Here is a 25,672-nt window from a genome sequence, read left to right as displayed (position 1 = left end):
GCCTTCTTTTTTTACTTTTAAAACGGTATTTCGACCAAGGTTATGGCGTGCTTCAAAGTTTGTGATGTTTCTCTCACTATACTTCAAGGCTGTGCCCTGTCATTGTACCTGGGCGCCATGGCCCACGGCAGGGCGCAGCCTCAAAGCCTTACCTCAACATAAAAGCAAAAAACAAAGGAATCCATAATGGACGAACAGCTCAAACAGAGTGCCCTTGATTTCCATCAGTTTCCTGTCCCAGGGAAGATCCAGGTTTCCCCCACCAAACCGTTGGCGACCCAGCGCGATCTGGCGCTGGCCTATTCGCCGGGCGTTGCCGCGCCTTGCCTCGAGATCGCCGAAGATCCGCTGGCGGCGTACAAATACACCGCGCGCGGCAATCTGGTGGCGGTGATTTCCAACGGCACGGCGGTACTGGGGCTGGGCAATATCGGCGCGTTGGCCGGTAAGCCGGTGATGGAAGGCAAGGGCGTTTTGTTCAAGAAGTTTTCCGGTATTGATGTATTTGATATCGAAGTGGATGAGCATAACCCTGACAAATTAATCGACATTATCGCCGCGTTGGAACCGACCTTCGGCGGTATCAACCTGGAAGACATCAAGGCGCCGGAGTGTTTCTACATCGAGCAGAAACTGCGTGAGCGCATGAAGATCCCGGTGTTCCACGACGACCAGCACGGCACGGCGATCATCACCACTGCGGCGGTGCTCAACGGCCTGCGCGTGGTGAAGAAGAATATCTCCGACGTGCGTTTGGTGGTGTCCGGCGCCGGCGCGGCGTCTATCGCCTGTCTGAACCTGCTGGTGGCGCTGGGGCTGCGTCAACAGAACATCACCGTCTGTGACTCGAAGGGCGTCATCTATAAAGGCCGCGACGCCAACATGGAGCAGACCAAGGCCGCCTATGCCATCGAGGATAACGGCCAGCGCACGTTGGGCGATGCCATCCCGAACGCCGACATCTTCCTCGGTTGCTCCGGCCCGGGCGTCCTGACGCAGGATATGGTGAAAACCATGGCGCGCGATCCGCTGATCATGGCGCTGGCTAACCCGGAACCGGAAATTCTGCCGCCGCTGGCCAAAGCGGTGCGTCCGGACGCCATCATCTGCACCGGCCGTTCCGACTACCCGAACCAGGTGAACAACGTATTGTGCTTCCCGTTCATCTTCCGCGGCGCGCTCGACGTGGGCGCGACCACCATCAACGAAGAGATGAAGCTGGCCTGCGTGCATGCCATCGCCGATCTGGCGCTGGCGGAGCAGAGCGACGTGGTGGCTTCTGCGTATGACGACCAGGATCTCTCCTTCGGGCCGGAATACATCATTCCGAAACCGTTCGATCCGCGCCTGATCGTCAAGATCGCGCCGGCGGTGGCCAAGGCGGCGATGGATTCCGGCGTGGCGACGCGACCGATCGAAGACTTCGATGCCTATGTGGAGAAGCTGGCGGAGTTCGTCTACAAAACCAACCTGTTCATGAAACCGATCTTCTCTCAGGCACGCAAAGAGGTGAAGCGGGTGGTGCTGGCGGAAGGAGAGGAAGAGCGCGTGCTGCACGCCACGCAGGAACTGGTGTCGCAGGGGCTGGCCTTCCCGATCCTGGTCGGCCGTCCGAGCGTGATCGAGATGCGCTTGAAAAAGCTGGGCCTGCAGCTGACGCCGGGCAAAGATTTCGAAGTGGTGAACAACGAGTCGGATCCGCGCTTCAACGAATACTGGGGCGAGTACTACCAGATCATGAAACGCCGCGGCGTTTCGCAAGAGCAGGCGCGGCGCGCGGTGATCGGCAACCCGACGCTGATCGCCGCCATCATGCTGCATCGCGGCGAAGCGGATGCGATGATCTGCGGCACCATCGGCAGCTACCACGAGCATTACGACGTGGTGAAGAACGTATTCGGTTTCCGTGAAGGCGCGCACGTCGCCGGTGCGATGAACGCGTTGTTGCTGCCGAGCGGCAACACCTTTATCGCCGACACCTACGTCAACGACGATCCGACGCCGGAACAGCTGGCGGAGATCACCCTGATGGCGGCGGAAACCGTGCGTCGCTTCGGCATTGAGCCGAAGGTGGCGCTGCTGTCTCATTCCAGCTTCGGCTCGTCTGACTGCCCGGCGGCGCGCAAGATGCGCAAAACGCTGGAGCTGGTGAATGAGCTGGCGCCGGAGCTGGAGATCGACGGCGAAATGCACGGCGATGCCGCGCTGGTGGAAAGCATTCGTCACGATCTGATGCCGGACAGCCCGCTGAAAGGCTCGGCCAACCTGCTGATCATGCCGAACATGGAAGCCGCGCGCATCAGCTACAACCTGCTGCGCGTCTCCTGCTCGGAAGGGGTGACCGTCGGGCCGGTGCTGATGGGGGTCGCCAAGCCGGTGCACATCCTGACGCCGATCGCCTCGGTGCGCCGCATCGTCAACATGGTGGCGCTGGCGGTAGTGGAAGCCCAGACCGAACCGCTGTAAGGCCGGGCTGAGTGACTGGCCCCCTGCGCCCTTGGCGCCGGGGGCTTTTTTATTTCCAGCGGACGTGGTACAAATAATCGTCAAACATGTACATGTACAGGTAAAGAAAATGACTACGATTAGCTACACGGCGGCCAGAAACAACCTTGCCGAGGTGCTTTTGGAAGCGCAAAAACAGCCGGTGGAAGTGACGCGCCGCGGACACGATGAGGTTTACATCATCAGTAAGGCAGACTATGAGGTTTTGGTCAAAGCCAAGGTGAAAGCGCGCATTCAGGCTAAACACGCGGATACGATTAAGGCGCTGGCCAATAGATGATCTTTTTGACCGCAGAGGATATTGCGGAATTCAATGCTGAAATTGTGCCTCACGGCCGCCAGGATGGCAGTAAAGTTGAGGCCGTAGCCAACCGCGTGCTCAATGCTTACCACTATGAGAACGTCACCGACGTTTACCGTTTGGCCGCACTTTATCTCATTGCTATCAGTCATGGTCATATTTTTCTTGATGGCAATAAGCGCACGGCCTTCCAAAGCATGGCGTTATTTCTCGGTATCAATGGCATTGCACTGCGTGAAGATGCGCAGCTGGTTGAACTCACGGTCGAGGCTGCTCAAGGCCGCCTCAACGTCGAACAAGCCGCGGAGCAACTGCGCCGGTTAACCGAATAACCCCCTTTCTCATTTCTTGCAGCGCGCGGCGATGGCGCGGATATCCTGCGGGGTAGTGCGGCAACAGCCGCCGATCAATTGTGCGCCGAGCGCGCGCCACTCTACCGCCTGATCGACCAGACTGCCGTGCTCGCTGCCGCAGGCGTGCCAGGTTTTGCTGACTGCATCGTAATGCTCCCCGGAGTTCGGGTAGACCAGCAGCGGTTTGTCGGCCAGCGCGCTCAGCTGACGCAACGCCGGGGCGACCTTGTCCAGCGCGATGCAGTTGATACCGATGGCCAGCACCTGCGGGTTGCCGCGCAGCGCGGACATGACCTCCGTCAGCGGCGTGCCGTCGCTGAGGTGTTGGCTGTCGCGCAGGGTGAAGGCGAACCAGGCGCCGAGCGTCGGGAACTCCTGCAGCAGCGTCAGCAGCGCCTGCAGTTCAGCGAAAGACGGTAGCGTTTCGCAGGCCAGCAGATCGACGCCGGCGGCGGCCAGCGCGGTGAGGCGCGGGCGGTGGAAGGCGATCATGTCATCCTGCGCCAGCCGATAGTCGCCACGGTATTCCGATCCGTCGGCCAGATAGGCACCGTATGGGCCTACCGAACCGGCGATCAGCAGCGGCGCGGCCTGCGGGTGTTCGGCCAGATAATCGCGGCGCGCGCGTTGCGCCAGCTGCACGCTTTTGGCGATCAGCGCCAGCGACCGATCCTGATCCAGGCCGCGGCGCAAGAAGCCCTGCGGCGTGGCCTGATAGCTGGCGGTGATGGCGCACTGGGCGCCGGCGTTGAAATAATCGAGATGCACCTGATAGATAAGCTCGGGATTTTCAATCAGCACCTTGGCCGACCACAGCGGATCGGTCAGATCGCAGCCGCGCGCTTCCAGTTCGGTGGCCAGCGCGCCGTCCAGGATCAGCGTGGGCTGTTCGGCCAGCAGGTGGGCGACGGGGTTGTTAACCGACATGTTGTTCTCCCAAAGCGGTTTTTTGCCCGGCGCGCCGGGTCAGGAAATAGGTGAGGTAGCACAGGGCGACAAACGGCAGCCCGCAGTAGAGCGCAATGCGCTGCTCCGGATCGAACGCCAGTCCGATGCAGGCCAGCAGGCACAGCGCAAAGCCGAGGATCGGCGTCAATGGGTAGCCGGGCGCGCGGTATTTCAGGCCGCTTATCGGCTGGCCGCTGCGCAGGTAGGCGCGGCGGAAAGCATAGTGGGCGGCGCAGATGCTCAGCCACACCGCCACCACCGCAAAGCCGGAGATTGCCGACAGGGCGACAAACACCGTATCCGGCGCGATCACGCTGGTCAGCAGCGCCAGGACGCCGCCGAGCATGCTGAAGGTCAGGGCATTGATCGGAATGCCGCGTGCATTGACGCGGGCGAAGTAGGCCGGCAGGGTGCGCTGGTGGGCCAGTGACCACAGCATGCGCCCGGAGGCGTACAGGCCGGAGTTGGCCGCCGACAGGATGGCGGTCAGGATCACGAAGTTGAAGATATCGGCGGCGTAAGGCACGCCGATGCGTTCAAACACCAGCACGAACGGGCTTTTGACGATCCCCGCCTGATCCATTGGGATCAGCGCCGCCAGCACGAACACGGTGCCGATAAAGAACAGCATCAGGCGGATCACCGTGGTGCGGATCGCCAGCGGCACGACTTTTTCCGGGTTCTCGGTTTCACCGGCGGCGATGCCGATCAGTTCCGTGCCGGAGAAGGCGAAGTTCACCGCCACCATGGTCATCAGGATCGGCAGCGTGCCGTGCGGCAGCCAGCCAGAAGCGGTCAGATTGTGCAGGAACGGCGCCGGGGTGCCGTCTTTCATCGGCAGCAGACCGAACATGGCGGCGCCACCCAGAATGATAAACGCCAGAATGGTCACCACTTTGATCAGCGAAAACCAGAATTCGCTTTCGGCGAAAAAGCGGGTGGTCACCACGTTAAGCAGAAAAATGGCCGCGCAGAAGATCAGGCACCACAGCCACACCGGCGACTGCGGGAACCAGTACTGCATGCAGAATCCGGCGGCGGTCAGGCTGGAGCCGAGCGCCACTGTCCAGGTGAGCCAGTACAGCCAGGCGACGGCATAGCCGGTGGCCGGCCCCAGATAGCGCGAGGCATAGACGTGAAAAGCGCCGGTTTCCGGCATCGCCACCGACAGCTCACCCAGGCACAGCATCACCAGGTACACCACCAGCGCGCCGATCAGGTAGGCCAGCAGGGTGCCGAGCGCCCCGGTGGTAGAGATGATATAACCGGTGTTGAAAAACAGCCCGGTACCGATCACACCGCCCAGCGACAACATCACCAGGTGCCGGGCCTTCATGCTGCGTTTGAACTGCCCTGCGGCGGGCGCCGATGCGTGCATAATAATCTATCCGTATAGACGTCTAAATATCTGAATGGCTATTGGTTATACCCGCAATGCCTTTCCAACGCAATGCGCCACCGGCGATCGCCACGTAAAAAAATCGTTAAGTCGGATCTATATGCAAATGATAATTATTATCTATAATGTCGCCATTTTCGATAATGGGGCAACATGATGAGATATCTGATTTTATTGGCGGCGTTGGCGCTCGGCGCCTGCAGCCAAAACTCGGTGCAAACGCCGGCCAACAGCATCGACAACCTGGGTAATATCACCGATCTGCACAGCGGCGCGACCCTGACGCCTGAGCAGCTGTTGACGCGATTGGCGCAGCAGCCGCGGGTGATCGTCGGGGAAAAGCATGACAATCCTTACCACCATCAGATTGAGCAATGGCTGGTGCAGCAGCTGCCGCAGCGGCGGCCGCAGGGCAGCGTGCTGATGGAGATGATCAACCCGAACCAGCAGGCGCAGGTGGACAAAGTCAAGCAGTGGCTGCAGAGCGATCCCACAGTGCGTGACGGCCGCGTGGCGGAACTGATCGCCTGGCAGCCGGGCTGGAAGTGGGAACTGTATGGCGGGGTGACGATGGCGGCGATGCGTGCGCCATACCCGCTGTGGTCAGCCAACCTGGATCGCAGCGAGATTACGGCGTTCTATCAGCAGCCGCAGTTCCCGGCGGGGCAGTTATCGGCGCAGCCGGCGGTGCGCAAGGCGCTGGAAGAGACCATCCGCACTTCGCACGGCGGCAAGATTGAGGCCGACCAACTGCACGCGATGCTGGCGATCCAGCAGCAGCGCGATCGGCGTATGGCGGAACGTTTGCTGGCGGCGCCCACGCCCGCGCTGTTGATCGCCGGTGGCTATCACGCCGCCAAATCGGTGGGCGTGCCGCTGCACGTGCGGGATCTGCAACCGGCGGCGGCCTCGACGGTGCTGATGCTGGCAGAGCCGGGCGTACAGGTTGATGCGAACACAGCGGACTACCTGTGGATCACACCATCAGTGAAATGAATACGTTAAGACAGTGAAAAGGGGTGTTAATTATATTTGCAAATGATTATCATTAGTAAATGTGATCTGCAATCATTCGCAATTAAGCAAGCTAATGCCCCTATGTTAAGTCAGTCTTATTCCCTTCCGGCCTTTGAGCTGCCGCAGCCGCGCTGGGCGCGCGGCCTGCTGCTCGCCCTGGCGGCGCACGCGGCGTTGGTATTGCTGTTTTATTGGCCGCAGACGGCGCTGGAACCGGTGGTGCTGCCGCCGCCGGCGGTGATGATGAGCTGGGCGGCGCAGATTGAAGCGCCGGAAAGCAAGCCGCTGCCGTTGGGCGTGCAGCAAGCGGAGTCCGCCGCGGCGCAGCCCGCTGAGCAGCAGCAACAGCCGGATCTGCCCAAGCTGGCGCGCGCCGATAACGCGAAAATCGTGACGGCGCAGAAGAAGCGCGCCGAACACCGCCCCCCGCAAAAAGCGCAGCCGAAACCGCAGGAACAGGCCAAAGAGACGCGCAGTGCCGCCGCGTCCAGCGCCGCCGCGCCGCAGGCGCAGACGCTCTCCCACCAAACCGCCGCGCCGATCAACAGCGATGCCAACAGCAACGCGCAGGCCAAGCTGTCGTGGGAGAGTCTGGTGAAGGGCAAGCTGAACCGCATCAAGGAATATCCCCTGGATGCCCGCAGCCGCCGGCGTAGCGGCATGCCGCAGGTCAGTTTCAGCGTCGATGCGCAGGGGCGCGTGTCGAATGTGAGCCTGCAGGTGCGTTCCGGCACCGCGTCGCTGGATCGGGAAGCGGTGGCGGTAGTGTCGCGCGCGCAGCCGTTGCCGCCGCCGCCGCCGGAGATGCTGCAGCAGGGGGCCGTCAGGGTGACGATGCCGATCGATTTCAATCTGGCGGAGCTGAACGCCCGCCGTTAATGCTGGCAGACGCCGCCTCGCCGCCGTCCGCCTTTTCAAACTTCGTGAGGGATTATGAACCCGCTGTTATTCACCCCGCGCCGCCGCATTGCGGCCGCGTTCTGGCTTTCTTTAGGCGTCGCCGGCGCCGCGCTGGCGCAACCGCAGCCGCCGTTGGCGGAACGCGCGCCGAAAGTGCTAACTGCCCACGGCGAGACGCGCATCGACGATTATTACTGGCTGCGCGACGACAGCCGAAAAGAGCAGAAGGTGCTGGACTACCTGAAGGCGGAGAACCGCTACACCGAGCAAATGATGGCGCCGTACCAGAAGCTGCGCGCCACGCTGTATCAGGAGATGCTGGGCCGCATGAATCCTGACGATCGTTCGGTGCCCTATCAGCTCAACGGCTATCGCTATCAGGAAAGCTACGCCGCCGGTAAAGAGTTCGCGCTGTATCAGCGCCAGGCGCTCACCGCCGACGCGCCGTGGCAAACCTTGCTGGACGCCAATCAGCGCGCGGCCGGCCAGGCCTATTATCGACTGGGGGCAATGGACGTCAGCCGGGACAACCGCCGTCTGGCGGTGGCCGAAGATCTGCAGGGCCGCCGCCAATACCGCATTTCCCTGCGCGAATTAGGCAGTGACAGCTGGTCGCCGGAAACGCTGGAAAATACCTCCGGCAACATGCTGTGGGCCAACGACAATCAAACCCTGTTCTACGTGCGCAACCACCCGCAAACGCTGTTGCCGTATCAGGTTTACCGCCATCAGTACGGGACGCCGACGGCGCAAGATAAGCTGGTGTACCAGGAAAACGATCCGGCGTTTTACCTCAGCCTCGGCCGCTCATCCTCACGCGATTACCTGATACTCACCATCAGCGGCAATACCACTTCCGAAGTGCGCCTGATCGACGCCAGCCAGCCGCAGCGCGAGCCGCAGTTGTTCGCCGCCCGACAAAACGGCCGCGAGTATTACCTCGATCACTACCGCGGCGAGTTCTATCTGCGTTCCAACCATCAGGACCCGAATTTTGGCCTGTACCGTACGGCTGCGGCGGGTAAACCCTGGCAGACGCTGATTGCGCCGCAGGCGCAGCACGAGGTGGAAAGCTTCAGCCTGTTCCGTGACTGGCTGGTGGTGCAGGAACGCGCCAACGGGCTGGTACAGCTGCGGCAAATCAGCTGGGACGGTAAAACCGAGCGCGCCATCCCGTTCGACGACGCCAGCTACATGGCCTGGCTGGGCTATAACCCGGAGCCGGACAGCGATCGGTTGCGCTACGGCTATTCGGCGATGACCACGCCGACCCGCACCTATGAGTGGGATCTGAATAAGGGCGAGCGTACCCTGCTCAAGCAGCAGGAAGTGAAAGGCGTCGATCCCAGCCTGTATCACAGCGAGCGCATCTGGGTAACGGCGCGCGATGGCGTGAAGGTGCCGGTCTCGCTGGTGTATCGCACATCGCTGTTCAAAAACGGCCATAACCCGCTGCTGGTCTACGGCTACGGCGCTTACGGCATGAGCATGGATCCGGCATTCAGCGCCAACCGCATCAGCCTGCTGGATCGCGGCTTTGTCTATGCGCTGATCCACGTGCGCGGCGGCGGCGAGCTGGGGCAGAGCTGGTACAAACAGGGCAAGCTGACGCACAAACCGAACAGTTTCAACGACTTCATCGATGCCACCCAGGTGTTGATCAAAGACGGCTACGGCCAGCCGGGGCGCATCTACGCCATGGGCGGCAGCGCCGGCGGCTTGCTGTTGGGGGCGGTGATCAATCAGGCGCCGCAGCTGTACAACGCGGTGGTGGCGCAGGTGCCGTTCGTCGATGTGGTGACCACCATGCTGGACGACAGCATTCCACTGACCACCGGCGAATACGAGGAGTGGGGCAACCCGAACCAGCCGGCCGCCTATGCGCTGATGAAGTCCTACAGCCCGTACGACAACGTGCGCAAGCAGCGTTATCCGAACCTGCTGGTCACCAGCGGTTTGTACGACTCGCAGGTGCAGTATTGGGAGCCGGCCAAATGGGTGGCGAAGCTGCGGCGTTTCAAACAGGGCGATTCACTGCTGCTGCTCTCCACCGACATGACCGCCGGCCATGGCGGCAAATCGGGCCGCCTGGCGCGGCTGGAAAACGGCGCGCTGGAATACGCCTTTATTCTGGCGGCGGATCGGCAGGCGCAGAAATAATCTTTAGCGCCGCGGCCTGCTGCGGCGCAATAAAACAATAACAACCTTATTTACCGCGTTTTCGGCGGGCTTTTTGCTGGGCATTGTCGGCCATCAAACCTTATTGGCTATTTCTGGGGATATATGAAAATCAAAATGATAGCGAGCCTGATCGGCGCGGGACTGGCGTTGCACGGGCCGGCTGCGGCCGCGCAGGAACAGGCGGAAAATAATAAAGGCAGCGTGGCGTTCAGCCCGCTCAACGTCTCGGCCGCCGACAGCGGCAAAAGCAGCGAAAAAGACGCGTTGGCCAGGCCGGGGGCATTCAGCTCGCGCGACGAAAACAAAAATCTGGAGTCGGTGGACAGCATTCTGCGCAGTATGCCGGGCACCTATACCCAGATCGATCCCGGCCAGGGATCGGTCAGCGTCAATATCCGCGGCCTGAGCGGTTTCGGCCGGGTCAACACCATGGTCGATGGCATCACGCAAAACTACTACGGCAACTCGCCGAGCGACGCAGCGCACGGGGGATTGCCCACCAGCCAGTTCGGGGCGCTGATCGATCCTAACTTTATCGTCGGCGTCGACGTGGCGCGCGGCAACGCCACCGGTTCCGACGGCGTCAACGCCTTGGCGGGCAGCGCCAACTTCCGCACTATCGGCGTGGACGACGTGGTGTTTTCCGATAACCCGTTCGGCGTGCGCACCAAATTCTCGGTGGGCAATAACGGCATCGGCCGCAGCGGCATGATCGCCGTCGGCGCCAAAACCGCCGCCTTTGCCGACGGCGGCAGCCTGGGGGCGATGGCGGCGATCAGCGGCAGCTCCATCACCTCCAACTACAAAAACGGCGCCGGTTTCGACAGTGAGATGTTCAACGTCGATAAAACCTACCGCCAGAACCCGAAATCCCAGCTGTTCAAAGTGGACATCAAGCCGGATGCCTTCAACAGCATCGAACTGTCGGCGCGCAGCTACCAGAATAAAATCACCCGCCGCCACATCGACAGCGACGATTTCTACCTCAAATACCACTATGCGCCGTTCTCCGAGCTGATAGATTTCAACCTGACCGCCAGCACCAGCCGCGGCGAGCAAAAGTTCATGTCCGACAACATGGCGGGGTTCAGCGACAGCACGGCGAAAAACATCTCCGATGCGCTGGATATCAACAACACCAGCCGTTTCAGCCTGCAGGACGTCGATTTCGCCTTCAGCTACGGCGGCAAGCTGGTGCGCAACGAGTATAAGAAAAAGGCCTCCGGCTTGGTGACGGATGACGATCAGGCGGAAAGCATGCCGGTGGGCATTGCCGGCAAACAAGATATCTCCAGCCTGTACAGCGGGTTACAAGCTAACTACGGCATCTGGCAGGGGAATTTCGATCTGAACTACACCGCCTATCGCCTCTCCGGCTATAAGCCGGCCTGTGACGAGCGCGTAGAATGCTTCCCGCAGGGCGCCAGCAATATCACCCGCAATGAACAGGGTTTCAACCCGTCGGTAATGCTGTCGGCGCAGGTCACGCCGTGGCTGCAGCCGTTCGTCAGCTACAGCAAGTCGATGCGCGGGCCGAATATCCAGGAGGTGTTCTTCGCCAACAGCGGCGGTCAGTCGATGAACCCGTTCCTGAAGGGCGAAAAAGCGGAGACCTGGCAGGGCGGGTTCAATGCCAATGCCCACGATCTGTTATTCAAGCAGGACAGCTTCCAACTGAAAGCGGTCTATTTCGAAACCAGGATCAAAAACTACATATCCAGCCAAACCTACCTGGTGTGTAAAAACCGCCAGAAGTGCAACCGTTCGCAGGCGACGCAGGAAGAGTGGGATAACGCGGACGTCAATGTCAGCATGACCATGTACAGCAACGCCCCCGAACCGGTCAAAATGCGCGGGGTGGAGCTCGAAGCGCTGTACGACGCCGGTTTCGCCTTCACCAAGCTGTCGTTAAGCAAGGAGCATACCTCCCAGCCGACCAACCAGGCCAGCAACGTGTTCGGCGCGGGTGATGTCAGCGAACTGCCGGAATTCTACTTCACGCTGGACAGCGGGGTACGCCTGCTGGACGAGAAACTGACGCTGGGCGGGGTGGTGAAATACACCGGCAAAGCGGTGCGCCTGTCGCCGGACTCTGATTACGATGAGAATGAGCAGTTGCTGAAAGAGCCGGCGCCGCATATTCCGACCATTATCGATCTCTACGGCACCTATCAGGTGAATCGCAATCTGTTGCTGAAGCTCAGCGTGCAAAACCTGATGGACAAAGACTATTCGGACGCGCTGAACAAGATGAACTCGCTGCCGTCGCAGTCGCAGTATGAGACGCCGACCAACACCGCCCGTGGGCGGACTTATATCTTCGGCGGTGAGGTACGCTTCTAAACCGCAGCAGAGCAGGGCGCAGTCACTGCGCCCGTTTTGCCTGCAGCAGCCATTTGTCCAGCTCGTTGGCGAACTGCTGGCGGTCGCGCTGGTTCAGGGCGTTCGGGCCGCCGGTCTGAATGCCGCTGGCGCGCAGGGTATCCATAAAATCGCGCATGTTGAGGCGCTCGCGGATGGTGTCCGGCGTATAGCGCTCGCCGCGCGGGTTCAGCGCCACCGCGCCTTTCTCTATCACCTCCGCCGCCAGCGGAATGTCGGCGGTGATCACCAGATCGCCCGCTTCGCAGCGGCGCACGATCTCGTTGTCGGCCACGTCGAAACCGGCCGCTACCTGCAGTGAACGGATGTACTTCGACGGCGGCGTGCGCAATGGCTGGTTCGCCACCAGCGTCACGGTGATGGCGGTGCGATCGGCGGCGCGGAACAGCACCTCTTTGATCACGTTCGGACAAGCGTCCGCATCGACCCAAATCTGCATCATTTCGGCTCCTGCAGCCAGTCGCGCACCGGCAGAAAATCGCGCGCCAGCGCCGCTTCCGGGCTGTCGCCTTCCGGCTGGTAGTTATATTCCCAACGCACCAGCGGCGGCATCGACATCAGAATGGACTCGGTGCGCCCGCCGGTTTGCAGCCCGAACAGCGTGCCGCGATCCCACACCAGGTTGAACTCCACGTAGCGGCCGCGGCGATAGAGCTGGAACTGACGCTCACGCTCGCCCCAGGTCAAGGCCTTGCGTTTTTCGACGATCGGCAGATAGGCGTCGAGGAAGCCCTGGCCCACCGCACGGGTGAAGGCGAAGCAGTGGTCGAAGTCCGGGGTGTTCAGATCGTCGTAGAACAGGCCGCCGATGCCGCGCGCTTCGTTGCGGTGCTTGATGAAGAAGTAATCGTCGCACCACCGCTTGTATTTGGGGTAAACCTCGTCGCCGAACGGCGCGCACAGCTCGGCCGCGGTACGGTGCCAGTGCACGGCATCCTCTGCGAAACCGTAGAACGGCGTCAGGTCAAAGCCGCCGCCGAACCACCACACCGGCGCTTCGCCCGGCTTTTCGGCGATGAAGAAGCGCACGTTGGCGTGGCTGGTGGGCACGTAGGGGCTGAGCGGGTGGATCACCAATGAGACGCCCATCGCCTGGAAACTGCGCCCGGCCAGTTCCGGACGGTGCGCGGTGGCCGAGGCCGGCAGGGTGGCGCCGGAGACGTGCGAGAAGTTGACCCCCGCCTGTTCGAACACCGCGCCGTTGGTCAGCACGCGGCTACGGCCACCGCCGCCTTCTTCACGCGTCCATTGGTCTTCGGTGAACGTGGCGCCGCCGTCGGCCTGGGCGAGCTGCGCGCAGATATGATCCTGCAGCGCCAGCAGGAAGGATTTTACTTCAGCGATGTTAGGTAAACTCATGCGGGGTCTTTATAGCGTCTGGCTGAACAAGGCGCTGAGTATACTCTTATTCGCCGCCCGCGGCATCAGCGGGGTTTGCGCTGGTGGGCATCGAAGTAATCGAAGAAATTGATGATGCCGTCCGAGATGGCGCGGGCTATTTTCTCGCGAAACGCGGTGGTGCCCAGCAGCCGCTCTTCGTTCGGGTTGGTGATGAACGAGGTTTCTACCAGTACTGAGGGAATGGACGGCGATTTCAGCACCGCGAACGCCGCCTGTTCGGTGCTGTCGCTGTGCAGGTGGTGCACCGGGCGGATCTGGCCGAGCACGTGGCGGCCGAGCGTCAGGCTGTTGTTGATGGTATCGGTTTGCACCAGATCGAACAGCACCTGCTGCAGGTAGTTGTCCTGATCCTTGTACTTGCCGCCCGCCACGTCGTCGGCGGCGTTTTCACGATTGGACAGGTAGCGCGCCATGGCGCTGCTGGCGCCGCGGTTGGAGAGGGCGAACACCGAAGCGCCAGAGGCCGATGGGCTGGTGAAGCCGTCGGCGTGAATCGAAATGAACAGATCGGCCTGGTGCTGGTGGGCGATCTCCACCCGCTGGAACAGCGGAATGAACTCGTCTTCTTCGCGCGTCAGGCGCGCTTCGACGTGGTCGTGCTCATGCAGAAAACGGCGCACGTGGTTGGCGATTTCCAGCACGATGTGTTTTTCCTGCGAGCCTTCGTGGCCGACCGCGCCGGAATCGATGCCGCCGTGGCCGGGATCGATCATCACCAGCTTTTTGCCGCCGATCGGTTTTGCCGCCGGTTTGCTGTGCTGATTGCGCAGCAGGCCTTCCGCCTTGGCGCTTTGGCTTTTTACGCCGAGCAGCGCCACCGCCAGGCCGGAAAGCAAAAGTTGGCGTCGCGTCGGGGAAACGGCAAGCGGTTTAAAATTGAGGAATGGTTTACCCTGCTTTTTCATTACGCAACGCTCCATCGACGTTTCTATTTTGCGACGTTATATCGTATTGATAATCATTAATCGACCCGATAACTATTTCCATTTATTACGCCTGTTACCGGCGATTTCTGGGCAAATAGCGCGGTAAATCGCAGTTTGATATTGCGTAAGTGAATAATCACGCGATAATCAGATAAACACCTTAATTAACAGCGGCCAACATCGATGGAAATTCGCGTATTTCGACAAGACGACTTTGAAGAAGTCATTACCCTGTGGGAGCGCTGCGATCTGCTGCGCCCCTGGAACGATCCGGAAATGGACATCGAGCGCAAGCTGAACCACGACCCGGAGCTGTTCCTGGTGGCGGAGGTTGGCGGTGAAGTGGTCGGTTCGGTGATGGGCGGCTATGACGGCCACCGCGGATCGGCTTATTACCTCGGGGTGCATCCCGACTATCGCGGGCGCGGCATCGCCAATGCGTTGATCAACCGTCTGGAGAAGAAGTTGATCGCCCGTGGCTGCCCGAAGATCCAGATTATGGTGCGCGAAGACAACGACACGGTGGTCGAGATGTACGAGAAGCTCGGCTACGAGATCCAGGGCATCACCAGCCTGGGCAAGCGGCTGATCGAAGATCAGGAATATTGAGCAGGCAGCGGGCGGCGGCGTTGCACCGCCCGCCGCAGCGCATTACGGCAGCTTTTTGACGGTTTTCACGTCCACTTCGAGGCTGTTCCAGTCTTTATCCACTTTACCTTCCAACTGCACCTTGTCTTTCGGCGTAACGGTCTGGCCGTTCCAGCGTTTGCGGTCGATATCGACCGTCAGAGTGCCGGTGGCGTCGCGGAAGGTATAGGTTTCGTCGCCGATGCGCTGTTCGATGTTGCCCTGCAGCATCACCCAGGTGTCGTCGCTCAGCGATTTCACCTTGTCCACGGTGGTCAGCGCCGCGCTGGGGCCGGAGAAACCGCCCTGCGGAGCAGGCTGTGTTTGCGCCTGCGGCGCGGCCGGATCGAGGAACCCGCCTTGTTGCGCCAGTACCGGTGCGCTGCACAGCGCGATCAGAGCGGCCAGAGTCAGTTTTTTCATGTTGCGCTTCCTTATCGTTATCGAAAATCACATCCCGCTGATATCGGGTGCTTGCTTGGTGATAAGGATTAAAACACGCCGATCTTAAGAGCTTCTTAAGCCGACGCATTGAAATTCCCATCGCCGGCGCCCATCTGTAGCCATAGTCTTTTTATTCTGTTGGCAAGGAACGACCGTTGAAGCCATTCTCACCCCGCTTTTCCCCGGACGATTTCGATCAGCACGGCACGCTGCGGCTGCCGCTGGGGTTTTGGGCCGTGCTGATTCTGCAGGCGCGCACCTGGCTGCTGTTCGTGATGGCCGGCGCTTCGCGCGAGCAGGGCGAAAGCTTGCTGGCGCTGTTTTATCCGGATACCCAACGCTTTTGGTACGGCATGCTGCTCGGTCTGCCGGCGGCGCTGGCGTTTTTGCTGAGCGGCCGTCGCCACCAATGGCCGCGGCTGTGGCGCGGCTGGCGCTGGGTGTTGGCAGCCTCTCTGCTGGCGTCGCTCGGCGGCTCGCTGTTCAGCCTGTGGCGCCAGGACGGCGATGCGCCGGGGCTGGAGTTGGCGTTGGCGCTGTTCGACGCGCTGGCGCTGAGCTATCTGCTGCTGAATGCGCGCCTGAAAGCCTGTTTCGCGCCGGCGGAGCAGGCTGACTAATTGCCGAGAAGTGCGGCACTTTTCGCATTTTCCGCACTCCAAGCAGGCAACCGTTGGCGTAGTGCGGGCCGTTGTGAGAGGCTGGCACGCAGCAAAACGCCGAGTGCGGCAGGGGCGGATTACCGCCCCGTGCCATTGATGTTTAAGGAGCTAGAGATGAATATTCGCCCCCTGCTGTTAGGGCTTCCGCTGTTACTGACCGGCTGTTCGAGCATGTCCAATTTCTCCTGGTCCAGCCTGTCGCCGTTCAACTGGTTCGGCAGCAGCCTGGAGGTCGGCGCCAAGGGCGTCGGCAAGCTCAACGCCGGCACGCCGATGTCGGAAAGCGCCATCAACGACGGGCTGGACGGCAACTACCGCCTGCGCGGCGGCATGGCGACCAACAACGGCCAGATCGTCTCTTACTATCAGGCGCTGTCCGGCGACGAAGTGAAGCTGGTGATCACCGGCGAACCGAAAGGGCGCCTGCAGCGGGTGGACGTGATGGATCCTAAAGTGGCGACGGAGTGGGGCAACAAGCTCGGCACGCCGTTCGGCGACATGTACAGCAAGGCGTTCGGTTCCTGTAAACCGGGCAGCGGCGAAGACGCCGGCAAGGTGGAGTGCGTGGCGGAGCAGAGCAAGTACGTCACCTACATCTTCAGCGGCAAGTGGGCCGGGGCGCAGGATATCATCCCGCCGGACGACACCCTGAAAAGCTGGACGGTCAGCAAGATCGTTTGGCACGCCAAACCGCAGCAGTAACGCTGTCAACGGGCGCCGGTGCGCGGCGCCTGCCTTTTCAAGCCATTACCCCTATTTTCTTTGCGCTGCTGCAAGGCAATCGCCCGTGCTTGCGGTATCATAGCGCGCGTTTGTAACAGGGAACCCGCGCGTCAACCGCCATACCTGTTGCCGGATTCTGGTATTGAGGATAACAACATGACACAGGTTCAGAGCGGCATTCTGCTGGAGCACTGCCGTTTCGCCATTTTTATGGAAGCCAGCGTACAGGGCGAATTCGCCGATTTGCGCCAGGGCTGCAAACAGTTTTGTCAGACGTTGAGCGAGCTGCAACAGCAGTTTCCCGATGCGCGCCTCGGCGCGGTTATCGCTTTCGGCTATGACGTCTGGCACGATCTCTCCAGCGGCCAGGGCGCGAAAGAACTGAAGCCGTTTACGCCGCTCGGCAAAGGACTGGCGCCGGCCACCCAGCGCGATATGCTGATCCACATTCAGTCGCTGCGCCACGACGTCAACTTTACGCTGGCGCAGGCCGCGTTGGCGGCGTTCGGCAACGTCATCAAGATCGAAGAAGAAACCCATGGCTTCCGCTGGGTGGAAGAGCGCGATCTGAGCGGCTTCATCGACGGCACCGAAAACCCGCAGGGCGACCAGCGCCCGGCAGTGGCGACGATCGCCGAGGGTGAAGAGGATGCGGGCGGCAGCTACGTGCTGGTGCAACGTTACGAGCACAACCTGCGCCAGTGGCAGCGTTTTACCACCGAACAGCAGGAGCAGATCATCGGCCGCACCAAGCACGACAGCGAAGAGCTGCCGGCGGACCAGCGCCCGGATACTTCGCACGTCAGCCGTGTCGATCTGAAAGAGGACGGCAAGGGCCTGAAGATTCTGCGCCAGAGCCTGCCTTACGGCACCGCCAGCGGCAAGCACGGCCTGTTCTTCATCGCCTATTGCGCGCGCCTGCACAATATCGAGCAGCAGCTGCTGAGCATGTTCGGCGATCTGGACGGCAAACGCGACGCGATGCTGCGTTTCAGCCGAGCGGTGACCGGCAGCTACTACTTTGCGCCATCGCTGACACGCCTGCTGTCACTTTGACGCCGTTGCCGAAGCCGGCGCGCCCGGCTTCGGCCCGCATTCCCGACCCGAAAACGCCGCTCTTTTCCTGCCTTATAGCGTTTGATGCTTGTAAATCACTAAACGGTATATAAAAGCGTTACAGCTCCGCACCGAGTTATAAATACACTGGTCGTCAATAAGGCGAAAGCCTGAAGGACTGACTCAGTGATAAGGTGCAGAATGAAACAAAACCGGGTTAAAAATCTCGTGCTGAAAGGTTGGCTGGCGGCTGCGCTGTTGGCGAGCGGCGCAGCGTCGGCGGCGGAATTGCTGAACAGTTCTTATGACGTTTCCCGTGAATTGTTCGTCGCGCTGAACCCCGGCTTTGAACAGCAGTGGAATCAACAGCACCCGAACGACAAGCTGACCATCAAACAGTCGCACGCCGGTTCCTCCAAGCAGGCGCTGGCTATCCTGCAGGGCTTGCGCGCCGACGTGGTGACGTACAACCAGGTGACCGACGTGCAGATCCTGCACGATCGTGGGCAGCTGATCCCGGCGGACTGGCAGGCGCGCCTGCCCAACAACAGCTCGCCGTTCTATTCCACCATGGCGTTTTTGGTGCGCAAGGACAACCCGAAGGGCATCCACACCTGGAACGATTTGGTGCGCGACGACGTGAAGCTGGTGTTCCCGAATCCGAAAACCTCCGGCAACGGCCGCTACACCTATCTGGCCGCCTGGGGCGCCGCCAGCCAGGCTGACGGCAACGATCCGGCCAAGACCCGCGCCTTTATGACCCGCTTCCTGAAAAACGTGCTGGTGTTCGATACCGGTGGCCGCGGCGCGACCACCACCTTCGTCGAACGCGGCTTGGGCGACGTGCTGATCAGCTTCGAGTCCGAAGTGAACAACATCCGTAAGCAATACGGTGAAGACAAGTACGAAGTGATCGTGCCGCCGGTCGATATTCTGGCGGAGTTTCCTGTGGCCTGGGTCGACAAAAACGTCGAGCGCAACGGCACCGAGCAGGCGGCCAAAGCCTATCTGAACTACCTCTACAGCCCGGCGGCGCAGCAGGTGATCACCAGCTTCTACTACCGCGTCTATGACCAGAAAGCGATGGCGGCGGCGAAAGGGCAATTCCCGGACACCAAACTGTTCCGGGTGGAAGACCAGTTCGGCGGTTGGCCGCAGGTGATGAAAACTCACTTCGCCACCGGCGGCGAGTTGGATCAGCTGTTAGCGGCAGGGCGCAAGTAAATGTTGGCGTTGTCGTCCAGTAAGCGGGTGCTGCCCGGATTTGGCCTCAGCCTCGGCAGCAGCCTGTTTTATACCTGTCTGATCCTGCTGCTGCCGCTCACCGCGCTGGTGATGCAGCTGGCGCAGATGAGCCTGGCGCAATATTGGGAAGTGATTTCCAACCCGCAGGTGGTGGCGGCGTACAAAGTGACGCTGCTGGCCGCCGGCGTCGCCAGCCTGTTCAACGCGGTGTTCGGCATGCTGATGGCCTGGATCCTGACGCGCTACCGTTTTCCCGGCCGTTCGCTGCTGGACGGCCTGATCGATCTGCCGTTCGCGCTGCCGACGGCGGTGGCCGGCCTGACGCTGGCCGGTCTGTTTTCCACCACTGGCTGGTACGGTCAGTGGCTGGCGCACTTTGACATTAAGGTCACCTTCACCTGGCTTGGGATCGCGGTGGCGATGGCGTTCACCAGCCTGCCGTTTGTGGTGCGCACCGTGCAGCCGGTTTTGGAAGAGCTGGGGCCGGAATACGAAGAGGCGGCCGAGACGCTGGGCGCCACGCGCTGGCAGAGCTTTCGCCGCGTGGTGTTGCCCGAGGTGGCGCCGGCACTGCTGGCCGGCACCGCCATTTCCTTTACCCGCAGCCTGGGCGAGTTCGGCGCGGTGATTTTCATCGCCGGCAACATCGCCTGGAAGACGGAAGTGACCTCGCTGATGATTTTTGTACGTTTGCAGGAGTTTGATTACCCGGCGGCCAGCGCTATCGCTTCGGTGATCCTGGCGGCGTCGCTGCTGCTGCTGTTCAGCATTAACGTATTGCAAAGCCGCTTCGGCAGACGTTTGGGAGGAGGGCACTGATGGCTGATGTTTCCGCCTTCAACGGCGCCGAGCGCCCGCGCGTCAACTGGGGCAAGTGGACGCTGATCGCCATCGGCGCGCTGTTTTCGGTGCTGCTGCTGGTGGTGCCGATGATGTCGATTTTCGCCGAGGCCTTCTCCAAAGGGTTCGGCGCGATGTGGAGCAACTTGCTCGATCCGGACATGCTGCACGCCATCTGGCTGACGGTCTTGATCGCGCTGATCACCGTGCCGTTCAACCTGGTGTTCGGCACCTTGCTGGCGTGGCTGGTGACGCGTTTCACCTTCCCCGGCCGCCAGCTGCTGCTGACGCTGATCGACATTCCGTTCGCCGTTTCACCGGTGGTGGCGGGGCTGATTTACCTGCTGTTTTACGGCAGCAACGGCCTGCTGGGCGGCTGGCTGGACACGCATAACATCCAGATCATGTTCTCCTGGCCGGGCATGGTGCTGGTGACCATTTTCGTCACCTGTCCCTTCGTGGTGCGCGAGCTGGTGCCGATGATGCTCAGCCAGGGCAGCCAGGAAGACGAGGCCGCCATTCTTCTGGGGGCGTCCGGCTGGCAGATGTTCCGCCGCGTGACGCTGCCCAACATTCGCTGGGCGTTGCTATACGGTGTGGTGCTGACCAACGCGCGTGCCATCGGCGAGTTCGGCGCGGTGTCGGTGGTGTCCGGTTCGATTCGCGGCGAAACCTACAGTTTGCCGCTGCAGGTCGAGCTGTTGCAGCAGGATTACAACACCGTCGGCTCCTTTACCGCCGCCGCGCTGTTGACCCTGATGGCGATCGTTACCCTATTTTTGAAGAGTGCGCTGCAGTGGCGTCTGGAACGCCAGAACGCGCGTCTCGAGCGGGAGGAAAATCATGAGCATTGAGATTAACGGCATCAACAAGTACTTCGGTCGCACCAAGGTATTGAACGATATCTCGCTCGATATTGCTTCCGGCGAGATGGTGGCGCTGCTCGGGCCGTCCGGTTCCGGCAAGACCACGCTGCTGCGCATCATCGCCGGGCTGGAAAGCCAGAGCGGCGGCAAACTGGGCTTCCACGGCACCGATGTCAGCCACATGCACGCGCGCGACAGGCGTGTGGGCTTCGTGTTTCAGCACTATGCGCTGTTCCGCCACATGACGGTGTTCGACAATATCGCCTTTGGCCTGACCGTACTGCCGCGTCGCGAGCGTCCGAACGCCGCGGCGATCAAACAGAAAGTCACTCAGCTGCTGGAAATGGTACAGCTGGGCCACCTGGCCAGCCGCTATCCGTCGCAGCTGTCCGGCGGCCAGAAACAGCGCGTGGCGCTGGCGCGCGCCTTGGCGGTGGAACCGCAAATTCTGCTGCTGGACGAACCGTTCGGCGCGCTGGATGCGCAGGTGCGCAAAGAGCTGCGCCGCTGGCTGCGTCAGTTGCATGAAGAGCTGAAGTTCACCAGCGTGTTCGTCACCCACGATCAGGAAGAGGCGATGGAAGTGGCCGACCGCATCGTGGTGATGAGCCAGGGCAATATCGAACAGGTCGGTTCGCCGATCGAAATCATGCGCGAACCGGCCAGCCGCTTCGTGCTGGAATTCATGGGGGAAGTGAACCGCCTGAACGGCGAAATTCGCGGTTCCCAGCTGTTCGTCGGCGCGCACCAGTGGCCGCTGTCGTTCCAGCCGATGCATCAGGGCAGCGTCGATCTGTTCCTGCGCCCGTGGGAAATGGAAGTGGCGACTGAGAGCAGCGAGCGCTGCCCGCTGCCGGTACAGGTGCTGGAAGTCAGCCCGCGCGGCCACTTCTGGCAGCTGACGGTGCAACCGATCGGCTGGCACCAGGAACCGATCAGCGTGGTACTGCCGGAAGGCAACGCCACGCCGGTGCGCGGCGGCCGCTATTACGTCGGCAGCCTCAATGCGCGGCTGTATGCCGGCGATCAACTGCTGCAACCTGTTGCGTTAGCCAAAAGCGCCTGATAGGTTTTAGCTGCCCTTTTATTCAAGGCAACCCCAGGGTTGCCTTTTTACTTTACGTACATCAACAACACACAGGCAAAGATCGTGACAACGCTCGAACAATGCATCGGGAATACCCCGCTGGTAAAACTGCAACGGCTGGCCGCCCAGGCGGGCAGCGAAGTATGGGTCAAACTGGAAGGCAATAACCCGGCGGGATCGGTGAAGGATCGCGCTGCGTTGGCGATGATCCAGCAGGCGGAGCTGCGCGGTGAGATCAAGCCCGGCGACGTGCTGATCGAGGCCACCAGCGGCAACACCGGCATTGCGCTGGCGATGATCGCTGCATTGAAAGGCTATACGCTGAAGCTGCTGATGCCGGAGAACATGAGCCTGGAGCGGCAGGCGGCGATGCGTGCCTACGGCGCCGAGCTGATCCTGGTCAGCCGTGAACAGGGAATGGAAGGCGCGCGCGATCTGGCGCTGGAGATGCAGCGCCAGGGGCAGGGCAAGGTGCTGGATCAGTTCAATAACTTGGACAACCCCTATGCCCACTTCACCACTACCGGTCCGGAGATCTGGCGCCAGACCGAAGGGCGCATCACGCACTTCGTTTCCAGCATGGGCACCACCGGCACCATTACCGGGGTGGGCGGTTACCTGAAGAGCCAGAACCCGCAGGTGCAGATCATCGGCCTGCAGCCGGCGGAAGGCAGCAGCATCCCCGGTATTCGCCGTTGGGCACCCGCTTACCTGCCGGGCATTTTCCGCCCGGAGCTGGTGGATCAGGTGCTGGATATCGAACAGGGCGATGCCGAGCAGACCATGCGTCAGTTGGCGCAGCGTGAAGGTATCTTCTGCGGCGTCAGCTCCGGTGGCGCGGTAGTCGGCGCCCTGCGCGTCGCGGCGGCTCACCCCGGCAGCGTCGTGGTGGCGATCGTCTGCGATCGCGGCGATCGCTACCTCTCCACCGGCGTATTCGACTGAGTCCCCCTCCCGGCGGCGCGTCCCGCCGGGAAACGCCTTCTCACCTCCCTGTTACAGACTGCCTGTCCGGCCCGCCGAAGCGGCGGCTATCGCCTGCTCGCGCGCCAATCCCCTGACTGAAGTAGAGAAATCGCGCAACAGCGGCCACAATAACGGTGGCGAGACGCAAAGAGCGATGTGTAAGGATTGAGTAAAACCGGCTGCGGGCCGGCGGAATTGGCGGGAAAATAACGAAAATCGGTGAAGGAGCAAGGCATGAAAATTTTACTGGTCGACGATGACCTGGAGCTTGGCACCATGCTGAGCGAATACCTGACGGGCGAAGGCTTCGACGCCACGCTGGTGCTGACCGGCAAGGCGGGGGTCGAAGGCGCGCTGTCGGGCGATTATACCGCGATGATCCTCGACATCATGCTGCCGGACATGAGCGGCATCGACGTGCTGCGCGACGTGCGTAAAAAGAGCCGGCTGCCGATCATCATGCTGACAGCCAAAGGCGACAACATCGATCGGGTGATTGGCCTGGAGATGGGGGCCGACGATTATATGCCCAAGCCATGCTATCCGCGCGAATTGGTGGCGCGTCTGCGCGCGGTGCTGCGCCGTTTCGAAGAGCGGCCGCAAGAGGCGGACGACGAGGCCGCCATCAGCTTCGGCGAGCTGACGATGAACCCTTCTACCCGCAGCAGCGAATGGCGGGGCAAGGCGTTTGATCTGACGGCTTCGGAATTCAATCTGCTGGAGCTGTTGCTGCGCGCGCCGGATCGCGTGGTGTCGAAGGACGAACTGTCCGAGAAAGGACTGGGGCGCCCGCGCGAGGCCTATGATCGCAGCGTAGACGTGCATATCAGCAATATCCGCCAGAAGCTGAGCGCGCTGGCCGGCAGTAAGCTGAGCATCGAGACGGTGCGCAGCATCGGCTATCGCATACGGTAACCAGACATGCGCGGAAGACTGTTCTGGAAAATTTTGCTCGGCTTTTGGCTGACCTTCCTCATTATGACGCAGGCCTTGTGGGTGGCATTTTCTCTTTATGGCGACCGCTATGTGCCGCCGGAGAATTCCATGGCACGGCGGGCGATCGGCTTGCTGCTGACCTCCGCCACCACCCAGTTGGGCAGCGGCGGCATGCCGGCGCTGGAAGCCCTGATGCGCGACTGGCCGGAGGACGATCGGCGTCTGCTGTCCGTTACGCCGATGACCCAACCGCCGCCTGAGCCGGAAGAACCGGTGTTTGAAGGGCGGCGGATGCCGAAAGAGATTTCCGCCTGGGTGCAAACTGGAGAAGGGCAGGGGTACTGGCTGAGTTATAACGTGCGCGGGCTGCGGGAAGAGTATCGGCCGGAGCGGCGTTCCCACTTCTTCAACATTCCAGCGCCGATGCTGTGGGTCGGCGGGCTGGGCGGTTTGCTGTTCAGCGCCGTGCTGGCCTGGAACCTGACCCGCCCGATGCGTCAGCTGCGCGGCGGCCTGGATCGGGTGGCGCAGGGCGATCTGTCGGTGCGGCTGTACCCGAATATGCGGCGGCGTCATGACGAACTGTCTGACGTGGCGCGCGATTTCGATACCATGGCCGAGCGGCTGGAGCTGCTGGTCAGCGCCCGTGAGCAGTTGCTGCACGATGTTTCGCACGAACTGCGTTCACCGTTGGCGCGCCTGCAGTTGGCCATCGGCCTGGCGCGGCAGAATGCCGGCAACGTCGAAACCTCGCTGAAGCGTATCGAACATGAGTCGGGGCGGTTGGACAAAATGATCGGCGAACTGCTGGCGCTGTCGCGTACCGAACACAGCAGCTTGCCGGACGAAGAGTATTTCGATCTGTATGGTCTGGTGGACGCGGTGGTGAGCGATGCGCGCTACGAGGCGCAGGTGCCCGGCGTGGATATCGTGCTGCAGGCCGAATCGGATGTGGAGTACACCGTCAAGGGCAATGCGGAGCTGATGCGGCGTGCGGTGGATAACGTCGTGCGTAATGCGTTGCGCTTTTCCAGCCACGGTCAGCGGGTGACGGTGGCGCTGTCGCGCGTCGACAATCAGTTTCAGATCGCCGTCAGCGATCAGGGGCCGGGCGTCGAGGAGTCGAAGCTGTCGAGCATCTTCGATCCTTTCGTGCGCGTGAAATCGGCGCTGTCGGGCAAGGGCTACGGCCTTGGGCTGGCGATTACCCGCAAGGTGGTGCTGGCGCACGGCGGCCAGGTTGAGGCGCGCAACGGCGACAAAGAGGGGCTGATCATCACTCTGCGCGTGCCGCGCTGGTCGTCATGACGCAGCGAGATGGGGATACCCCGAAGGGATAAAAAAAACGGCGCCGAGGGCGCCGTTTTTTATTGATCATCCGCGATTACTTCTTGATGCGGATGATCGGGGTTTCGCCAACGGTTACGCTGCCGGACAGTTTGATCAGCTCTTTGATCTCGTCCATGTTGGAGATAACGACCGGCGTCAGGGTCGACTTGGCTTTCTCTTCCAGCAGAGGCAGGTTGAACTCGATAACGACGTCGCCTTTCTTGACGCGCTGACCTTCTTCGGCGATGCGTTTGAAGCCTTCGCCTTTCAGTTCTACGGTATCGATGCCGAAGTGGACGAACAGCTCAATGCCGCTGTCGGATTCGATAGAGAATGCATGGTTGGTTTCGAAAATCTTGCCGATGGTGCCGTCAACCGGAGCAACCATTTTGTTGCCGGCCGGTTTGATAGCGATACCGTCGCCAACGATTTTTTCAGCGAACACTACGTCCGGCACATCTTCGATATTGACGATTTCGCCAGAAAGGGGAGCGACGATCTCGATAGTGCCCGTGTCTTTCTTGTCATCAGAAACCAGAGATTTCAGTTTATCGAACAAACCCATGATCTTCTCCTAA

25 protein-coding genes are annotated in these 25,672 nt (G+C 61.1%); 18 read left to right on the top strand and 7 right to left on the bottom strand.

The window, feature by feature from the left end; genetic code table 11:
- Positions 1-186: 186 nt before the first annotated feature.
- The 3 genes from maeB to ATE40_RS14565 all read left to right on the top strand — a co-directional run bounded on the left by maeB (position 187) and on the right by ATE40_RS14565 (position 3,138).
- Positions 187-2,466, top strand: a complete 2,280-nt coding sequence (gene maeB, locus ATE40_RS14575) for an NADP-dependent oxaloacetate-decarboxylating malate dehydrogenase (protein WP_016926766.1) — start codon at positions 187-189, stop codon at positions 2,464-2,466.
- A gap of 109 nt (positions 2,467-2,575) precedes the next feature.
- A complete protein-coding gene (locus ATE40_RS14570) occupies positions 2,576-2,785 on the top strand; it encodes a type II toxin-antitoxin system Phd/YefM family antitoxin (RefSeq protein ID WP_004936539.1) in 210 nt (69 codons plus the stop codon).
- The gene (locus ATE40_RS14565; RefSeq protein WP_019453865.1) at positions 2,782-3,138 is read left to right on the top strand and encodes a type II toxin-antitoxin system death-on-curing family toxin; all 357 of its coding nucleotides are present in this window, start codon (positions 2,782-2,784) and stop codon (positions 3,136-3,138) included. Before ATE40_RS14570 ends, ATE40_RS14565 begins: the two co-directional genes overlap by 4 nt.
- A gap of 9 nt (positions 3,139-3,147) precedes the next feature.
- Here the strand turns inward: ATE40_RS14565 and mmuM are convergent, their stop codons facing one another.
- Both mmuM and mmuP read right to left on the bottom strand, forming a co-directional pair.
- Positions 3,148-4,086, bottom strand: a complete 939-nt coding sequence (gene mmuM, locus ATE40_RS14560; RefSeq protein WP_063919836.1) for a homocysteine S-methyltransferase — start codon at positions 4,084-4,086, stop codon at positions 3,148-3,150.
- On the bottom strand, positions 4,076-5,485 hold the full coding sequence (gene mmuP, locus ATE40_RS14555) for an S-methylmethionine permease (protein WP_015378686.1): 1,410 nt from the start codon (positions 5,483-5,485) through the stop codon (positions 4,076-4,078). Before mmuP ends, mmuM begins: the two co-directional genes overlap by 11 nt.
- Positions 5,486-5,662: 177 nt before the next feature.
- Between mmuP and ATE40_RS14550 the strand changes: the two genes are divergently transcribed.
- From ATE40_RS14550 to ATE40_RS14535, 4 genes are all read left to right on the top strand, one after another.
- A complete protein-coding gene (locus ATE40_RS14550; RefSeq protein ID WP_063919835.1) occupies positions 5,663-6,502 on the top strand; it encodes a ChaN family lipoprotein in 840 nt (279 codons plus the stop codon).
- A gap of 102 nt (positions 6,503-6,604) precedes the next feature.
- Positions 6,605-7,402 (top strand): TonB family protein, encoded by a 798-nt coding sequence (locus ATE40_RS14545; protein ID WP_019453862.1) that lies wholly within the window; start codon positions 6,605-6,607, stop codon positions 7,400-7,402.
- A 54-nt stretch (positions 7,403-7,456) separates the two neighbouring features.
- Complete coding sequence (locus ATE40_RS14540; RefSeq protein ID WP_084799164.1) at positions 7,457-9,583, top strand: S9 family peptidase; 2,127 nt, start codon at positions 7,457-7,459, stop codon at positions 9,581-9,583.
- 123 nt (positions 9,584-9,706) lie between these two features.
- Positions 9,707-11,947 carry a TonB-dependent receptor domain-containing protein gene (locus ATE40_RS14535; RefSeq protein WP_063919834.1) on the top strand — a complete coding sequence of 747 codons (2,241 nt, stop codon included), beginning with the start codon at positions 9,707-9,709 and terminating at the stop codon, positions 11,945-11,947.
- A gap of 22 nt (positions 11,948-11,969) precedes the next feature.
- Here the strand turns inward: ATE40_RS14535 and ATE40_RS14530 are convergent, their stop codons facing one another.
- The 3 genes from ATE40_RS14530 to amiA form a co-directional block, all read right to left on the bottom strand.
- Entirely contained in the window at positions 11,970-12,425 is a 456-nt protein-coding gene (locus ATE40_RS14530; protein ID WP_004936514.1) for a YaiI/YqxD family protein, read from the bottom strand.
- Positions 12,425-13,345, bottom strand: a complete 921-nt coding sequence (gene hemF / locus ATE40_RS14525; protein WP_019453859.1) for an oxygen-dependent coproporphyrinogen oxidase — start codon at positions 13,343-13,345, stop codon at positions 12,425-12,427. Before hemF ends, ATE40_RS14530 begins: the two co-directional genes overlap by 1 nt.
- A 65-nt stretch (positions 13,346-13,410) precedes the next feature.
- The gene (gene amiA, locus ATE40_RS14520; RefSeq protein ID WP_019453858.1) at positions 13,411-14,292 is read right to left on the bottom strand and encodes an N-acetylmuramoyl-L-alanine amidase AmiA; all 882 of its coding nucleotides are present in this window, start codon (positions 14,290-14,292) and stop codon (positions 13,411-13,413) included.
- Between the two features lie 204 nt (positions 14,293-14,496).
- Here amiA and ATE40_RS14515 point away from each other — a divergent pair, with 204 nt between their 5' ends.
- Positions 14,497-14,922, top strand: a complete 426-nt coding sequence (locus tag ATE40_RS14515) for a GNAT family acetyltransferase (RefSeq protein WP_004936504.1) — start codon at positions 14,497-14,499, stop codon at positions 14,920-14,922.
- 42 nt (positions 14,923-14,964) lie between these two features.
- Here the strand turns inward: ATE40_RS14515 and ATE40_RS14510 are convergent, their stop codons facing one another.
- Positions 14,965-15,363, bottom strand: a complete 399-nt coding sequence (locus ATE40_RS14510; protein WP_019453857.1) for a YgiW/YdeI family stress tolerance OB fold protein — start codon at positions 15,361-15,363, stop codon at positions 14,965-14,967.
- Between the two features lie 176 nt (positions 15,364-15,539).
- On the opposite strand from ATE40_RS14510, the gene ATE40_RS14505 reads away from it, so the two are divergent.
- From ATE40_RS14505 to ATE40_RS14460, 10 genes are all read left to right on the top strand, one after another.
- Positions 15,540-16,004 (top strand): DUF2919 domain-containing protein, encoded by a 465-nt coding sequence (locus ATE40_RS14505; RefSeq protein ID WP_063919833.1) that lies wholly within the window; start codon positions 15,540-15,542, stop codon positions 16,002-16,004.
- Positions 16,005-16,160: 156 nt separating this feature from the next.
- Positions 16,161-16,748 (top strand): RpoE-regulated lipoprotein, encoded by a 588-nt coding sequence (locus ATE40_RS14500; protein WP_019453855.1) that lies wholly within the window; start codon positions 16,161-16,163, stop codon positions 16,746-16,748.
- A gap of 177 nt (positions 16,749-16,925) precedes the next feature.
- Positions 16,926-17,825, top strand: coding sequence for a Dyp-type peroxidase (locus ATE40_RS14495; protein ID WP_019453854.1), 900 nt, complete (start codon positions 16,926-16,928; stop codon positions 17,823-17,825).
- A 201-nt stretch (positions 17,826-18,026) separates the two neighbouring features.
- Positions 18,027-19,049 carry a sulfate ABC transporter substrate-binding protein gene (locus ATE40_RS14490; protein ID WP_019453853.1) on the top strand — a complete coding sequence of 341 codons (1,023 nt, stop codon included), beginning with the start codon at positions 18,027-18,029 and terminating at the stop codon, positions 19,047-19,049.
- On the top strand, positions 19,050-19,889 hold the full coding sequence (gene cysT / locus ATE40_RS14485; RefSeq protein ID WP_019453852.1) for a sulfate/thiosulfate ABC transporter permease CysT: 840 nt from the start codon (positions 19,050-19,052) through the stop codon (positions 19,887-19,889).
- Positions 19,889-20,764 (top strand): sulfate/thiosulfate ABC transporter permease CysW, encoded by an 876-nt coding sequence (cysW, locus tag ATE40_RS14480; RefSeq protein ID WP_063919832.1) that lies wholly within the window; start codon positions 19,889-19,891, stop codon positions 20,762-20,764. Before cysT ends, cysW begins: the two co-directional genes overlap by 1 nt.
- The gene (cysA, locus tag ATE40_RS14475; RefSeq protein ID WP_063919831.1) at positions 20,754-21,842 is read left to right on the top strand and encodes a sulfate/thiosulfate ABC transporter ATP-binding protein CysA; all 1,089 of its coding nucleotides are present in this window, start codon (positions 20,754-20,756) and stop codon (positions 21,840-21,842) included. Before cysW ends, cysA begins: the two co-directional genes overlap by 11 nt.
- An 84-nt stretch (positions 21,843-21,926) precedes the next feature.
- Positions 21,927-22,808: a cysteine synthase CysM gene (gene cysM, locus ATE40_RS14470; RefSeq protein ID WP_063919973.1), complete on the top strand. Its 882-nt coding sequence runs from the start codon at positions 21,927-21,929 to the stop codon at positions 22,806-22,808.
- A 255-nt stretch (positions 22,809-23,063) separates the two neighbouring features.
- Positions 23,064-23,744 carry a response regulator transcription factor gene (locus tag ATE40_RS14465; protein ID WP_063919830.1) on the top strand — a complete coding sequence of 227 codons (681 nt, stop codon included), beginning with the start codon at positions 23,064-23,066 and terminating at the stop codon, positions 23,742-23,744.
- 6 nt (positions 23,745-23,750) lie between these two features.
- On the top strand, positions 23,751-25,073 hold the full coding sequence (locus tag ATE40_RS14460; protein ID WP_063919829.1) for an ATP-binding protein: 1,323 nt from the start codon (positions 23,751-23,753) through the stop codon (positions 25,071-25,073).
- Positions 25,074-25,149: 76 nt separating this feature from the next.
- Here ATE40_RS14460 and crr read toward each other — a convergent pair whose 3' ends face one another.
- The gene (crr, locus tag ATE40_RS14455; protein ID WP_004936467.1) at positions 25,150-25,659 is read right to left on the bottom strand and encodes a PTS glucose transporter subunit IIA; all 510 of its coding nucleotides are present in this window, start codon (positions 25,657-25,659) and stop codon (positions 25,150-25,152) included.
- Between the last annotated feature and the right edge of the window lie 13 nt (positions 25,660-25,672).

Origin of the sequence: Serratia surfactantfaciens (assembly GCF_001642805.2) — a bacterium.
GTDB classification, from domain to species: domain Bacteria; phylum Pseudomonadota; class Gammaproteobacteria; order Enterobacterales; family Enterobacteriaceae; genus Serratia; species Serratia surfactantfaciens.
Note: the sequence above shows the minus strand (reverse complement) of the source record. Positions and strands in the feature narration are given on the sequence as shown.

Bases quoted from the DNA above. Each gene is read 5' to 3' on its own strand.
- cysW (WP_063919832.1), top strand. From the start codon at position 19,889: ATGGCTGATGTTTCCGCCTTCAACGGCGCCGAGCGCCCGCGCGTCAAC.
- ATE40_RS14460 (WP_063919829.1), top strand. From the start codon at position 23,751: ATGCGCGGAAGACTGTTCTGGAAAATTTTGCTCGGCTTTTGGCTGACC.
- maeB (WP_016926766.1), top strand. From the start codon at position 187: ATGGACGAACAGCTCAAACAGAGTGCCCTTGATTTCCATCAGTTTCCT.
- ATE40_RS14515 (WP_004936504.1), top strand. From the start codon at position 14,497: ATGGAAATTCGCGTATTTCGACAAGACGACTTTGAAGAAGTCATTACC.
- ATE40_RS14570 (WP_004936539.1), top strand. From the start codon at position 2,576: ATGACTACGATTAGCTACACGGCGGCCAGAAACAACCTTGCCGAGGTG.
- hemF (WP_019453859.1), bottom strand. From the start codon at position 13,345: ATGAGTTTACCTAACATCGCTGAAGTAAAATCCTTCCTGCTGGCGCTG.
- ATE40_RS14465 (WP_063919830.1), top strand. From the start codon at position 23,064: ATGAAAATTTTACTGGTCGACGATGACCTGGAGCTTGGCACCATGCTG.
- ATE40_RS14495 (WP_019453854.1), top strand. From the start codon at position 16,926: ATGACACAGGTTCAGAGCGGCATTCTGCTGGAGCACTGCCGTTTCGCC.
- crr (WP_004936467.1), bottom strand. From the start codon at position 25,659: ATGGGTTTGTTCGATAAACTGAAATCTCTGGTTTCTGATGACAAGAAA.
- ATE40_RS14540 (WP_084799164.1), top strand. From the start codon at position 7,457: ATGAACCCGCTGTTATTCACCCCGCGCCGCCGCATTGCGGCCGCGTTC.
- ATE40_RS14490 (WP_019453853.1), top strand. From the start codon at position 18,027: ATGAAACAAAACCGGGTTAAAAATCTCGTGCTGAAAGGTTGGCTGGCG.
- cysT (WP_019453852.1), top strand. From the start codon at position 19,050: ATGTTGGCGTTGTCGTCCAGTAAGCGGGTGCTGCCCGGATTTGGCCTC.
- ATE40_RS14565 (WP_019453865.1), top strand. From the start codon at position 2,782: ATGATCTTTTTGACCGCAGAGGATATTGCGGAATTCAATGCTGAAATT.
- ATE40_RS14550 (WP_063919835.1), top strand. From the start codon at position 5,663: ATGAGATATCTGATTTTATTGGCGGCGTTGGCGCTCGGCGCCTGCAGC.
- mmuM (WP_063919836.1), bottom strand. From the start codon at position 4,086: ATGTCGGTTAACAACCCCGTCGCCCACCTGCTGGCCGAACAGCCCACG.
- amiA (WP_019453858.1), bottom strand. From the start codon at position 14,292: ATGAAAAAGCAGGGTAAACCATTCCTCAATTTTAAACCGCTTGCCGTT.
- ATE40_RS14530 (WP_004936514.1), bottom strand. From the start codon at position 12,425: ATGCAGATTTGGGTCGATGCGGACGCTTGTCCGAACGTGATCAAAGAG.
- ATE40_RS14510 (WP_019453857.1), bottom strand. From the start codon at position 15,363: ATGAAAAAACTGACTCTGGCCGCTCTGATCGCGCTGTGCAGCGCACCG.
- ATE40_RS14500 (WP_019453855.1), top strand. From the start codon at position 16,161: ATGAATATTCGCCCCCTGCTGTTAGGGCTTCCGCTGTTACTGACCGGC.
- mmuP (WP_015378686.1), bottom strand. From the start codon at position 5,485: ATGCACGCATCGGCGCCCGCCGCAGGGCAGTTCAAACGCAGCATGAAG.
- ATE40_RS14545 (WP_019453862.1), top strand. From the start codon at position 6,605: ATGTTAAGTCAGTCTTATTCCCTTCCGGCCTTTGAGCTGCCGCAGCCG.
- ATE40_RS14535 (WP_063919834.1), top strand. From the start codon at position 9,707: ATGAAAATCAAAATGATAGCGAGCCTGATCGGCGCGGGACTGGCGTTG.
- cysA (WP_063919831.1), top strand. From the start codon at position 20,754: ATGAGCATTGAGATTAACGGCATCAACAAGTACTTCGGTCGCACCAAG.